This window comes from Flavobacterium sp. N3904, assembly GCF_025947305.1.
Classification (GTDB): Bacteria; Bacteroidota; Bacteroidia; order Flavobacteriales; family Flavobacteriaceae; genus Flavobacterium.
In genome coordinates this window covers 331,871-345,874 of record NZ_CP110009.1, presented here as the reverse complement: position 1 = coordinate 345,874, position 14,004 = coordinate 331,871, and the positions used below count along the sequence as shown (strand labels likewise).

Genomic DNA, 14,004 nt, shown 5'->3' with positions numbered 1-14,004 from the left:
TCCCAATCTTTTGCTAATTTGTTATGTTTATTGAATTTGCAACCTCATAACCGATTACTTTTTCATAGCGATCGGCATTTCCTTTATAATAAACCAAAACAGTATATTCATTTTCGGTTTGGTAAAAGTTACCATCAATTGCGTTTTCTTGGTCAATCACTCCTTTGTTATTGACCATAAGATATTGATAATTTACAAATCCTTGTTTGATTAGAAGCGCTTTTTCGTATAGTCCGTTTTTTGAATTGTAATCCATTTTGTATTCAGGCGAAGTGCTGTAATTATTAAACATTCCGACAACGTAAATAGAAGAACTTGATGCTGCAATAGGAGCAGACAGACTAAAATAAACCCAAGAGTAATCGGCTTCAATCTTGTAATTGGTTCCATTTATATTGAGTTCTTTGAAATTTCCATTGATATCTGTAAAATTGGAGTAGGGTAAATTCGCCCGATCATTATTGGTATACAAATGAGTGTTGTAAATTTCATTGTCAGAGTTAACGTAACTCACATAATTGTTGGCATTTTTAATGTCTTTGGTTTCAAAATACAAAAATTCGTTTCCCGCCCAAAACTGGGTTTCTTTATCATATTTATAGACAAAAGTATTTCCTATTACATACTGTGGAGCAATGTTTTTTAAGGCAGTATTTAATTTGCCGTTTTGGAGTAATACAATTTTTAGATTTTGCATGGGGTTTTGAAATACAATCTGATCGGATTTGATTTCAAATTCTAAGTTGTGTTTGGTATCTAAAAAGTTAACGGTACGGGGCTTTTTTGTTTTTAAAGAAATTGAAACAAGATCTTCATAGAGAACAAATTTTCTTGTCAGGACAACTTCTTTATCAGAATTTAAAATTTTAAGAATATAATTTCCGCTTAATAATAATCGGGAAAATTGATTCGGGAGTGTTAAACTATAATGGGAATATATCTGTAAAGTATTAAAGGAATTACTGTAATCTTGAATTTTTTGACTATCAAACCCTTGTAAATAATCACTTTTTGGAATATCGGAAGGAATCCAATTATAGTCACAATGGGTGATTTCGTAATAATAATCGGTCTCGGTACCAAATAAGTCATCAAATTGAAATTGAAACGCGTCACCAAGTTTAAATATAGGTACTACATTATTGCTGTTCTGAACAAAAGAAACGGTTTTAATGTTAAACGGAGGTGCAATTTCAGTTTCTACTTGTGCGGTAGCAGTTAGACAAAAGAAAGAAAAAAGTAAAACAGCTATTGATTTCATTATGGAGTTATCGTTCATGAATTGTAAATATACAAATAAACGGAAATTATAAGGATATATTTGATGGATGAGGATTTGGTTATTCCAATATAAAATCTAAATTCTCCTCAATTTCTGCACTCATATAATTTTCATCCAAAAGCGAATCAGCCAATAATTTTTTGCTTTCCTGTAACCGAATGATTTTTTCTTCAACGGTATTTTTGGTGATAAACCGAATCACATTTACTTTATTTAGTTGTCCAATGCGATGCGCACGGCCAATTCCCTGTTTTTCCGAAAAGGGATTCCACCAAGGATCCAGAAACAAAACATAAGATGCTTTAGTAATGTTGAGACCAACGCCACCCGCTTTCAAAGAAATAAAAAACAACAATGGTTTTTCCTGTTCTTGGAAACGACTGACTTGGTATTCTCTTTCTTTTAAAGGAGTTTCTCCAGTTAGTTCGCAAAAATCGATTATGTTTTCGTGGCACCAGGTTTTGTAAAAATTCAAATTGGACACAAACGAACTGAAAACAATCGTTTTTTGGTTGGATTGCACCAAAGTCTCCAAATAGCGAGTCGCAGCAATGTATTTTCCCGAATCCATTTCCGATTTGGAATCAATCATTTTCGGGTGATTGCTCAATTGTCTCAAACGCATCAATGTATTAATGATGTTGATTTTATCTAATCCAGAACCATCTGTTTTTAATAACGAGTTTCGGGCTTTTGATTTTTCTTCTTCGTACAATTTCTCTTGTTCGGGTTCCATTTCACAATAGAAAATCTGTTCAGAGAGTTCCGGCAAGTCTTTTAAAACCTGTTCTTTGGTGCGTCGTAAAATAAATGGGCTGATAAGATTTTTCAGTTCCAATAAACTGTTTTCGTCTTGCTTTTTCTCTATTGGGAATTTATAATTTTCTGCAAAAAACGCATAACTTCCCAATATATTCGGATTGATAAATTGCATTTGTGACCATAAATCATCGAGTGAGTTTTCTATGGGAGTTCCACTCAATGATATTTTATGACTGGCTTTTACTTGATTGATAGCCTTGAAAATTTTAGAATTCTTGTTTTTGATGTATTGACTTTCGTCCAAAATCAAATACCTGAAATTGTATTTTTCCAAAATCGAAATGTCTCTGGAAACGACCGCATAACTGGTAAAAATCACATCGTATTTTTCTAATTTTTTCGAGAGCAGTTTACGGTCGCTGCCAATGTATTGCACTCTGCGGAAATGCGGTGTGAATTTCCGGGCTTCGTTGTACCAATTAAAAACCAATGGCGAAGGTAGAACTATCAATGCTTTCAGGTACTCTTTTGGTACAGGTATTTCGTTGCCAAACAAATCGAGTTGAATATCTTCGGCTTTTTCAAAATCCAATTGCTCCTGAACGGCAACCAATGTAGTCAAGGTTTGCAATGTTTTTCCCAATCCCATATCATCCGCCAAACAAGCGCCTAAACCATTGTTGTAATGTTCCAAAAGCCATTTGACTCCTTCAATTTGGTAAGGTCTTAAAGTGGCTTTTACCAATGAGGAAGGTTGATATTCGATGTCTCCTTTTAAATTTATTGAATCTTTAAGTTCTGGAATTCCTTCTAAAACAGCAAAATTACTTTTAGGAAACGTAAGATTTCCGTTTTGTACTTTCGCCAATTTTGACATTGGTCCGTAAAGTGTCATCCATTCAATCGGAATCAAAAAATAGTTGCCGTTTGGCAAAAGAAAGAGTCGGTTTCGATTTTTTATATTTGGAACAATTTCGTTAAAATTAAATTGAAATGCTTCACAAACGACTGCCATTTTGATGTCAAACCAATCGCTTTTGACTTCATTCGAAAATTGAATTGCCACTTTATGAGTGTCGATTTTCTTACTGTCGATTTTCAGATTTTCTGTAGAAAAACCTAAAGATTCAAGAACTTCTTGGTTTTCTATAACCCATTGAATAGTTGCGTAAGTGTCTTGTTTTCCTGTTTTTGGAGAAAGCTCGAAAAGCCCAGTTTCCGTTTTTATAAAGCCGATTTCATGCAATTTGTTTTCAAATGATGCTTCTTCGGCTGCTGTTCTTTTATATTGAATCACTTTGATTTCATCCAAATTGCGGGTGTCAATTTCGGAATGGATTTTCTTGGTTTTGCTATTATCAAAACTAAAGCCGTCATAGTCGAATAAAAGATTCAGATAATAGGTGTTTTTAAAAAAATCATGCGCCAACTGAAGCGAACAGGATTTGATTTTGTCTTTTAGCTCGACTGCAAATCCGGTGGCTTTTATGTCTGCTTTTTTTGCCACATCCTTGATGAATTTTTCAAAGTATTCAGAAACCATTTTCGAAGGAATTTCGATGGTCTTCTTTTTCAAAAAAGGAATGATTTTTTTGGTGTTGATGTCTTTTAGAAGGTGCAATTTATGGTAAGCAACCAGCCAACCCGGTTCGTCCAAAAGTATTGTGATGTCGGTGTTTGAAGGATAGAATGCTGTTGTTTCGTCTTTTAAAAGTAATGTATAAGAAATTCCGTTTTCGTGTTTGTCAAATTGAAGACTGGTTTCCAATTTTGGATTAGTAGTGTCAATTCGGCTAATGCGAAAATCTTTTTCTTTTCCCAGATTCAGCGAGAGCGGAAAATTATTTTGGCAAACTAAATTGTAAAATTGGTCTAAATTCGTTTTTATGAATTGCCGAATTCCAAATTCTAGTTTAGAGTCTTTGAGTAAATCATCAATCGTTTTGGCAGATTTACGGTTTTTGCCGAATTTTTTTAAAATGACTTCGGGCTTGAGTGATTCACAAAGCGATAAAACTTTTTTGGTATTTGCATCTAAATTTTCAACATTCACATCAAAACCTTCAAGAACTTGTGGACTCGCTTTCTTGTCTAAATACGTAATAGCTTCAGAATGGCCTACAATATAAGCAGTCGGAATATAGGTATTTAGTCTTTTTTCAAAACTGATATCAAAGCAGAACTGAAAGGAATTTTTAGTTTCCAAAAGCAAAAGGGTATTTGATTGTAATTAGATTCTTTAAAAGACAAATTCCACAAATTTGCACCTGTTGATTTGTGTAAATTTGTGGAATTTATATGGTTTTTAACTTATTGTAAAATAATTATTTAAAACAAACAGGAATGATTTCGCCTTTTGCCAAACAATATTTTTCTACCAATTCGGGAGCTATTTTATTGGTGTAATCTTCCTCTACAACTGTAAAACCAATGCTTCTCAGTTTATCAAAATAATCACGTCCATAAATACGTACGTGGTCGTATTGCCCGAATATTTTGGCACGCTCTTTTTGGTCGGTAATCGTATCATCAGCAAAGGTTACGGCTCTTTTTAAATCTTGTGGAATTTGTAAAATAGCCATTCCACCCGGTTTCAAAACACGGTACAATTCCTGCATGGCTTTGGTGTCATCCGGAATGTGTTCCAAAACGTGATTGCAAAGAATGACGTCGTATTGATTGTCTTCAAAAGGTAAATTACAAATGTCCGCTTTTACATCTGCCAATGGTGAAAATAAATCGGTTGTGGTGTAATCCAGGTTTTTTTGCTTGCGGAACAGTTTATAAAAAGCTTGTTCCGGTGCAAAATGTAATACTTTCTTTGGAGCGGTAAAAAAATCGGTTTGCTCATTTAGGTACAACCAAAGCAAACGGTGTCTCTCTAATGAAAGTGTGCTTGGTGAAAGCACATTGTTGCGTTGTGTTTCGTAGCCATAAGGCAACATTGATTTGAAACTTTTCCCATCGATAGGATCAGTGAAATTATTTCCTTTTAAAGTGAAAGCGATAATAGGACGTGCCACATAGCTCAGCCTAATTAATAAAGGACGAGGGATGGTATTTAGTATAAGTTTAAAGAGTTTTTTCATTATACAACTAATGGGATTTTTCTAAATTCATCTTCTTCATTGCTCACAATCCCTAATTCTTTATAGATGTAATAGAAAGTAGATAATATCTCAGGTTTCCCATCTATAATGGCTACGTCGTGTTCAAAATGCGCGGAAGGTTTTCCGTCTGCAGTGGTGATTGTCCAACCGTCTTTGTGTTGTTTAATGTTTTTGGTTCCCATATTGATCATCGGCTCAATAGCCACAACCATTCCTTCGATTAGTAACTTTCCACGACCTCTTTTTCCGTAGTTTGGCATTTCGGGATCTTCGTGCATTTTTTGTCCTACACCGTGTCCAACCAATTCTCGAACCACACCATAACCGTGTGCTTCGGTATATTTTTGTATAGCATTTCCAACATCTTCCACACGGTTTCCAGCTCGCAATTCTCGGATTCCAACGTATAAAGATTCTTTGGTAATTTGAAGTAATTTTTTAGTTTCTTCGGCAACTTCGCCAATTTCAAAAGAATAAGCGTGGTCTCCGTGAAAACCGTTTTTGAAAGCACCGCAATCTACCGAAATCACATCACCGCTTTCTAAAGGTTTATTGTTCGGGATTCCGTGTACCACTTGAGAATTAGGACTCATACACAATGAATTCGGGAACCCATAAAGTCCAAGAAAACTTGGGACTGCGCCGTGATCGCGTATGAATTCTTCGGCTCTTTGGTCAAGATATAATGTGGTAACTCCTTCTTTTATTTCAGAAGCAATCATTCCTAATGTCTTTGATACGATTAAGGCACTTTCGCGCATTAATTCTATTTCCTCACGGGTTTTTTGAATAATCATATTTTCGAATTTTCAGAGTGCAAAAATACACTTTTAAAATTATTTCTTTTGTATTGGGTTTGTTTTAATTTTTAAGTTTAACTGCAATACTCGCAAAGGAGGCGCAATGCCCGCAAAACTTAGTGCACTTTGCCGTATTCTTTGTGTACCTTGCGGTTATTTTTTAAAGTTTAGTTGCTTAAATTAGCTAAGAAATCAATTCGTTACATTATGAATACATCCATAGAAGAAGATAGTAAAAAAGAACTGAATTTGACAAAAATGAAAAGAAATGCGCTTATCTTATTGGGTTTTGCAGTGGTTCTTTTTGTGGTTGCCAATGTCTATAAGTTAAATTGGTTAAAAGCGTTTAGCGAAGCAGCGATGGTGGGTGGAATTGCCGATTGGTTTGCGGTGGTGGCTTTGTTCAGGCATCCGCTTGGAATTCCGATACCGCATACCGCTTTGATTCCGAGTAATAAAGATAAAATTGGGGAGAATCTGGGGAATTTTGTTTCAGACGAGTTTTTGATAAAAGAAAAATTAGAACTGAAAATCGATCAATTTAATGTGGCTATAAAAGCTTCCAATTGGTTAATTGATGTAAAAAATGCCAATACGGTAGCCAATTTAATTGCTGAAAACGTGATTCCTGGCCTTTTGAAAACGATAGATGATGAAGAAGTTCAACATTTTATACAAACCCAGTTTAGTGGTAAATTAAGCAAAGTAAATTTTGCCGAATGGATTGCTCTTGGTTTGGAATCATTGGCCAAAAGCGATAAACAAGAAGAGTTGGTTACCAATGTGTTGAAAACGTTAATTGTAGAATTGCAAAACAACAAACACGTAATTGAAGAAAAAGTTAAAAGTTCGACTCCATTTCTTTCTTTTGGCTTGGCCGATAAGAAAATAACAGAAGGAATTTTTAATGGACTGTATAATTTTCTGGAGCAGGCAAGTCATCAAGACAGTATTATTCGAAAAAAAGTAAATAACTATGTGGTGGATTTCATAATCGAGTTGAAAGAATCACCCGAAATGCAACAAAAAATCAATGATTTGGTTCTTGGTTTTGCCAATAAAAAAGAAGTTCAAGATTACATTAACGGTATTTGGTTGGAAATTAAAACGGCTATTGCCAATGATTTAAATCAAAAAGAGGAGTCAACAATAAAAAATAGCATTGCCAATATGATTCAGAGTTTTGGAAAAGGAATACAGGCCGATCAGTTGATGATGGATAAGATTAATAATTTTGTCAAGAACGATGTGCTTTCGGTACTCATTAATAACAAAAAAATGATTGGTGACTTGATTTCATCTACAGTTAAAAGTTGGGATACCGATGAAGTTTCCAAAAAATTAGAGCTAGAAATTGGTGGCGATTTGCAATACATTCGAATAAATGGAACGCTTGTGGGAGGTTTGGTGGGACTTATAATTTATGCTGTTGAACTTGTGTTGCATAATTTTATAAACTGATTGTATTTTAAAAGAAAGAGAGATTTTTTTGTTGTGAAAAACCTCTCTTCTTAATTTTACCATAAATCAATTCGGGTTGGCCATAATTTTATACAATTCTGAGTTGGAAGTGTAAAACCGATTTTCTAATGCAATTTGTGAAAGTTGTGCGCTCACTAAATTATTTTCTCTTGTGTTAATAAGAAAGAGCGAACTTTCCCCTAGAGTAAATAATCGCTCCTCGGATTTTAGCATTGTATCGTAATCAGTAACCAATTTGTTGATTAATTTTTGTTGATTGGTCAGAGATTGAATTTCTGTTTTTTGGGCGCTTATTTTGTTTGATAATTGTACTTTTTCTAAATCTCGTGTAAACTCAGTTTCCTGGATTTTGTATTGCGCTAGTTTCAAACCGCCTCTTTCTTTTCTTAAAAACAAAGGGAAATAAAAATCAACTCCTACTTTGTAATTGTCAGAACTGTTGGGTTTGGTCGGATTGGGTTGTGCCAAATACGAATATCCTACATCAATTTTAGGCAAAAGCATGTTGGCTTTCATTTTTTTCTCTACCGTCAACAAATCGATTTTACTTTGTAAGGCTTCAATTTTTGGATGGTTTATCAACGAAAATTCCTGATTGACTAAATCACTAATATTAAGTGTTTCCTGAATAGTTTGGCCTAATTTTTTTTCTGGAATGATAGCATCTGCTAGTTCCAATGGTATGTTGTTTTCTAACCAAAGAAAATTGGATAATTCTAGTTTTGCTTTTGTTAATTTTAATTTTGAATCTTCGAGTGCCAACAATCTGTTTTTAACAACAATTCCGGCTTCAACGCTGTCAATTGCGGGTTTGTCTCCTTGTTTGATTAAAGATTCAATTCCTTCATAGCGCTTTTGGGCATTGGTGCTGTAATTTTCATAAAGCAAATATTCTTCGTAATTTTTCTTCCAATTAAAATACGCTACCGAAGCATCGTATAAAACGGCAATAGCTTCTAACTTCTGCTCTGCTTGGCTTAATTTGACTTGAATTTTAGCTTTTTGCAAATCGGCCATCCTTTGATTAATCAGTAATCCTTGCCCAAGAGGAACACTAATTCCCAGCGAAGTCAATCCATTGCTAGGGGTTTTGTTTTGGGGGTCAAGATAATACCCTTCGTTTTCATCAAATCCTGCTTTTATGTCTATTCCGTACCAAGTTGGGATTTTGAAACTACTGTTTAAAATCGAATAATATTCGGTTCCTTGAAACTGTTTTTTATTATAATTCAATTCCAATTTTGGGTCAAATCCACCACGTGCCATCATCAGGTTAGCTTGCGCTTTACTGATTTCCAAATTTGCATTTTTTACCAATGGGTGGTACTTTTTTACAAAGCCTAAATACTCATTGTAACTCATTTCTTTGAGATTTGGCGGTAAAGTAGATTCGCTATTGGTTTGTCCATGAATTGACATTCCAAATAAAATTAGTATAAAAATAAGGTGTCGCATTATTTCTTTTCTTTTGAAGGTTTCTCTTTTCCTTTGTAATAATTGGGAGGAAAACCGTTAAGTGTTCTCCAAAATTCAAACCAAACTGGAACTGTGTTTAGCAAAGCTATGGTTTGAGCACCAGATCCGATGCTTAATTGTTTAGGCCAAGGAGCTTCGTTTTTGTCTGGAGCAATTAGGATTCTGAATTTTCCATTGTCACTGATAAAGTTTTCTATAGCTACGACTTCACCACCAAAAGTTCCATAAGACATATCAGGCCATCCAGAAAATACAATTGTTGGCCAACCATCAAACCAAACTCTTACTTTTTCTCCTTTTTTGATTAAAGGCAAATCAATTGGGTCTACAAAGGATTCTACAGCAATGTCATAATTAGAAGGCATAATCGTGGCGATAGGAGTTCCTTCTTTTATAGTTTCACCAATTCCGGACTGCAAAGCTCTGTTAATATAACCGCTTTGTGGTGCTTTGATGTAATACATTCCATTTCGAATGCTGTAATTGGCGTATTGATTTTCCAATTTGCTTACTTGAGCTTCAGTATCATATTGATTGCTCATCGCCGTGTATTGGTCACTTTGTGCTTTGGATGTTTTCTCGGAATACTCTGCTGCTATTCGATTGATTTCTACTTCGGCATTGATGAATTCATTTTTACTGGTATAAAATTTATTCTCTTGCGTGATGATTTTAGCTTCAACTTCTTGCAGTTTTAATCGTTTTTCTTCCACATCAGACAACGCTTTTAGGCCTTCTTTGTTTAATTGCAAGGAACGATTGAATTGTGTGGTTGCGATTTTTAATTGTGTTTTTACCGCTTCAAGATCCATACTGTCGCTTTTTATTTTCAAACGAGCTTGTTTTATTTTATTATCAGCTTGCTTGAGTTTTAAGCCTTTTTCTCTTTCTATGGCTTGCATTTGAACAGAAAGCGTTGCTACTTTCGAGCCATATGATTCCAACGATTGTTTTTTGGCATCTACTTGGTTTTTGGTATTTTTTACCAAATTAGGATCCATATAATCTTCTTTTATCTCGGATATAAAAAGAATAGTGTCACCTTTTTTTACATAATTTCCCTCTTGAACATACCATTTTTCTATTCGACCCGAAATAACAGATTGAATCGATTGAGGTCTCTGATTGGGTTTTAATGTTGTTACAGCTCCTGTGCCTGAAATGTTTTGTGTCCAAGGCAAGAAAAGTGCAATTATACCAATAATGGAAACTGCAAGTATTATTCTGTTCAAAATCTTATAATGTGGTCTGTTGCTCAAATCCTTAACTGTAGAATATTTTTCAAGAGCTTTGTTGTTTATCGGGTTTTTGTCGGATATATTTAGCATACTCTTATTTTTTGGTGTCTGATAGAATTGTTCCTTTTTGCATCGTAATTTCTCGGGTACATTTGGTAAGCCAATGAGGATTTTGAGAAGAAACGATAACCGTCCATTTGTTTTTTTCGGAAGTAATAAAGTCGATGATTTCATTGGCTACTTTCACATCCATTTTATCGGTTGGTTCTTCATAAAATAAAATATTTGGTTTGTGAATAATACTTCTTGCCAACAATATTTTTTGCGCATTGGAAGAGGATAATTCCTTGCCTTCCGGAAATATTTTAGTGTCTAAACCTTTGGGTAATGTTTTTATAAAACTAGTAAGTTGCAGTCCATCTAAAGCCCATTTTAAATCTTCGGTACTGATGCTTTTATCATTAAAAGTGATATTTTCAAGAATTGTTCCTTCAAATGGTGTTTCACCCTGAATAATACTTCCAATTCTGGAGCGATATTGTTTAATATCAATTTTTCTAAAGGTGTCATCATTGATAAAGAAATTCCCAGAAGTCGGATGTAATAAACCGGAAAGCACTCGAATCAAGGTTGTCTTTCCGGAACCATTTTCTCCATCGATTATAATTTTTTCGCCGGAGTCTATTTTTAAATTAATATTGTTTAGAATTCCAAAATTTGTTCCTGGAAATTGAAAATTCATATTTTCGGTTTCAAGACTGATATTGGTATAACAACTTTTGTTTTCAACAGTAATTTCTTCTTCTAATTCCATATCGGTAACTTGACCAATTTTCTCCACAGCTGTCAATACATCGTAAAAAGTCTCAAGCCCAAGAATGATTTTTTCTACCGAACTTATAACTAATAAAATAATAATTTCTGCTGCAACAAACTGTCCAATGTTCATTTCTTGACTCAAAACCAAGTAGCCGCCAATGATTAATAAACTGGCCGTGATGATTACTTTGAAAATAATAAGATGGCTGAATTGTCTCTTGATGACGTTAAAGTGACTTTCGCGACAGTATAAATAATCTTTTATGATTCCGTTGTTTTTTTCTAAAGCAAAATCGTAGTTCAGTTCGTTTCTAAAACTAAAATTATTCCGGGCGATTTCTTGTAACCAACCCGCTGCTTTGTATTTGTTTTTGGAGGTTTTCAAACTGGTTTGGATTCCTTTATTATACGAAAATTTAAAAATGATATATAAAAGCACCAATAATAAAAGTCCGAATACAATAAAGAAAGGATGGTATAAGGATAATAATATCACACCAAAAACGATTTGTAAAATAGCAGCCGAAAGATCGACTAATAATTTTGAAGTTCCTTTTTGTATCGTTAAAGTGTCAAAAAAGCGATTGGCTAATTCTGGAGGATAATGACCATAAAGTTCTTTGAATTCTATTTTGGGTAGTCTAGATGCAAATTCGAATGACGAGCGCACAAACATTTTCTGTTGTAAATTTTCTGTGATACGCAATTGCATTAAGGATAAGATACCTACCAAAGCTACCCCAATAACGACTAAAATTACCAAAACTATCCAAGAGGCACTTACTCGTCCAGATTGAATAAAGTTTACAATAGCTTGAATACCTAAAGGCAATGATAAACTCACGATTCCAGCAAAAATAGCATAGAAAAAGATTTGTGAAACATCTTTTTTGTCTAATTCTAAAAGGTTGAATAGTCTTTTTAATGAAGTCATATTTTTATTTTTTAAGTATTTTTTCAATTAAGTCGAAATAAAAATGGGTTGGATTTATAGTTTGATTGCAATCGGTTATGGATTGCATATGATCTTTTAAAAAGTGTTGGTGCAACGCTCCTTCAACTATATTAGAAGCAAGGCTTTTTGCATACAAATATTCAGGATTTACTTCTTTAATTATAGTTGTCAATCTGTTGATGACTCTAATGTAAATGGTATAAAATCCTTCTTTGTTTTCTTGCTCTACTTCTTTAGTGTGAAATGTTTTTGTAAACTCTGCAATAATGATTTTGTTCAAAATAGATTCATTGATATGCAATGTTTTTTGATCATCTTCCACTTTTTCGGTCACTATTGAAATCGCTTTTTTTAGTTTTTCCCAAGAATCTGAATGATTTGAAATTGCAAATACCAATCTATATTCCATCCAACTCCAATACCACGAAGATAAATATACTAATAATTTGTGTTTGTTTTCGAAATAACGATAGATAGAACTTTCGTTGGAACCTATTTTTTCTCCTAATTTTTTAAAGGTAAAGTTGTCAAAACCAATACTATCAATTAAAAGAATACTTTCTTCAATGATTTTTTTTCCTAATGCAGAAGTCTCAGGGTCTTTTACATAAAGCTTCTCGTTGATTTGAATTTTGATATTTGAAAGAATTTGATCCATTTTGAAATATTTTAGCGCAAATATAATAGTAATACTTTCAAAAAAGAGATTTTAACTTTTATTTATAAATCGTTTAGCAGCATTATGAGTTTTGTCATATTTTATAATCACACAAATTTTTATATTTGTTAGAAATTAAACAATTATGGAAAAGTATATTACTGCAGAAGATGCTGTAAAAGTCGTTAAATCTGGGGATAGAGTGTATCTTCAGGCAGCAGCAGCAGCGCCGACAATTTTGGCTAATGCTTTGACAGAAAGAGCAGCTGAATTGCGAAATGTAGAAATTTGCCATTTGCATACCGAGGGAGAAGCGCGTTATGCGAATCCAGAATTGGCAGATAGTTTTCATGTTAATTCTTTTTTTATAGGTGCCAATGTGAGACATACTTTAAAAGCAGGAAATGGGTCGTATACTCCTGTTTTTTTGAGTGAGTTACCTCATTTGTTTCGTAAAAATGTACTACCATTAGATGTTGCATTTATCCATGTTTCGCCTCCAGATATTCACGGATATTGTTCTCTTGGGGTTTCTGTTGAAGCAACAGTTGCTGCGATTGAGAATGCTAAAATTGTAATTGCTCAAGTAAATCCTCAAATGCCAAGAACTTTTGGTGATGGAATACTTCATGTTTCCGAGATAGATTATTTAGTAGCTGTTAATACACCAATATATTCGCATGAAGTAGAGCCGTTTACTGCGGAAGAAGACAAGATAGGAACTTTTATAGCTTCCTTGATTGAGAATCGATGCACACTTCAAATGGGAATTGGCTCTATACCTAATGCTGCTTTAAGTAAATTGGGTAATCACAAAGATTTAGGATTGCACACCGAAATGTTTTCGGATGGTGTAATCGATTTGATTGAAAGCAATGTAATTAATTGTAATTATAAAGGATCATTGAGAGGCAAAGTGTTGTCTACTTTTTTAATAGGTTCCAAACGCTTATATGACTTTGTTGATGATAATCCTTTTATCGAATTACGGGAATCATCCACAGTAAATGATACCGCTAGAATCAGGAAAAATCCAAAAATGATAGCTATTAATTCGGCTATTGAAGTCGATTTGACCGGTCAGGTCTGTGCCGATTCTATTGGACCGAGAATGTATTCTGGTGTTGGCGGTCAAATGGATTTTATTCGAGGGGCTTCTTTGAGTGATGGTGGGAAAGCGATTATTGCCTTACCATCAACCACAAAAAATGGTCAAAGTCGTATTGTTCCTTTCTTGAAACAAGGTGCTGGTGTGGTCACTACAAGAGGACATATTCATTATGTAATTACCGAAAACGGAATTGCCGATTTATATGGTAAAACATTAAAACAACGTGCTGCCGAATTGGTTCGGATTGCTCATCCCAATCATCAGGAAAGTATCGAAAAAGAATATTTTTATTTGTTGGATAAAATGTAAAG

Annotated in this window: 10 protein-coding genes; 2 read left to right on the top strand and 8 right to left on the bottom strand. The window is 34.0% G+C overall.

What is annotated here, in order from left to right:
- Positions 1 to 13 precede the first annotated feature (13 nt).
- The 4 genes from OLM57_RS01550 to map form a co-directional block, all read right to left on the bottom strand.
- A complete protein-coding gene (locus OLM57_RS01550) occupies positions 14 to 1,279 on the bottom strand; it encodes a DUF5103 domain-containing protein (RefSeq protein WP_264565483.1) in 1,266 nt (421 codons plus the stop codon).
- A 61-nt stretch (positions 1,280 to 1,340) separates the two neighbouring features.
- A complete protein-coding gene (locus OLM57_RS01545; protein WP_264565482.1) occupies positions 1,341 to 4,250 on the bottom strand; it encodes a DEAD/DEAH box helicase in 2,910 nt (969 codons plus the stop codon).
- Between the two features lie 118 nt (positions 4,251 to 4,368).
- Positions 4,369 to 5,133 carry a class I SAM-dependent methyltransferase gene (locus OLM57_RS01540; RefSeq protein ID WP_264565481.1) on the bottom strand — a complete coding sequence of 255 codons (765 nt, stop codon included), beginning with the start codon at positions 5,131 to 5,133 and terminating at the stop codon, positions 4,369 to 4,371.
- On the bottom strand, positions 5,133 to 5,951 hold the full coding sequence (map, locus tag OLM57_RS01535) for a type I methionyl aminopeptidase (RefSeq protein WP_264565480.1): 819 nt from the start codon (positions 5,949 to 5,951) through the stop codon (positions 5,133 to 5,135). The genes OLM57_RS01540 and map overlap by 1 nt, the downstream gene beginning before the upstream one ends.
- A 210-nt stretch (positions 5,952 to 6,161) precedes the next feature.
- Here map and OLM57_RS01530 point away from each other — a divergent pair, with 210 nt between their 5' ends.
- Positions 6,162 to 7,415, top strand: coding sequence for a DUF445 domain-containing protein (locus OLM57_RS01530; RefSeq protein ID WP_264565479.1), 1,254 nt, complete (start codon positions 6,162 to 6,164; stop codon positions 7,413 to 7,415).
- A 66-nt stretch (positions 7,416 to 7,481) separates the two neighbouring features.
- Here OLM57_RS01530 and OLM57_RS01525 read toward each other — a convergent pair whose 3' ends face one another.
- The 4 genes from OLM57_RS01525 to OLM57_RS01510 are packed head-to-tail and all read right to left on the bottom strand — an operon-like array spanning position 7,482 to position 12,582.
- The gene (locus tag OLM57_RS01525; RefSeq protein WP_264565478.1) at positions 7,482 to 8,855 is read right to left on the bottom strand and encodes a TolC family protein; all 1,374 of its coding nucleotides are present in this window, start codon (positions 8,853 to 8,855) and stop codon (positions 7,482 to 7,484) included.
- Between the two features lie 35 nt (positions 8,856 to 8,890).
- A complete protein-coding gene (locus tag OLM57_RS01520) occupies positions 8,891 to 10,240 on the bottom strand; it encodes an HlyD family secretion protein (RefSeq protein WP_264565477.1) in 1,350 nt (449 codons plus the stop codon).
- 4 nt (positions 10,241 to 10,244) lie between these two features.
- Positions 10,245 to 11,903: a peptidase domain-containing ABC transporter gene (locus OLM57_RS01515; protein ID WP_264565476.1), complete on the bottom strand. Its 1,659-nt coding sequence runs from the start codon at positions 11,901 to 11,903 to the stop codon at positions 10,245 to 10,247.
- 4 nt (positions 11,904 to 11,907) lie between these two features.
- Positions 11,908 to 12,582: a TetR/AcrR family transcriptional regulator gene (locus tag OLM57_RS01510; RefSeq protein ID WP_264565475.1), complete on the bottom strand. Its 675-nt coding sequence runs from the start codon at positions 12,580 to 12,582 to the stop codon at positions 11,908 to 11,910.
- A gap of 145 nt (positions 12,583 to 12,727) precedes the next feature.
- Here OLM57_RS01510 and OLM57_RS01505 point away from each other — a divergent pair, with 145 nt between their 5' ends.
- Positions 12,728 to 14,002: an acetyl-CoA hydrolase/transferase family protein gene (locus tag OLM57_RS01505; protein WP_264565474.1), complete on the top strand. Its 1,275-nt coding sequence runs from the start codon at positions 12,728 to 12,730 to the stop codon at positions 14,000 to 14,002.
- Positions 14,003 to 14,004 lie beyond the last annotated feature (2 nt).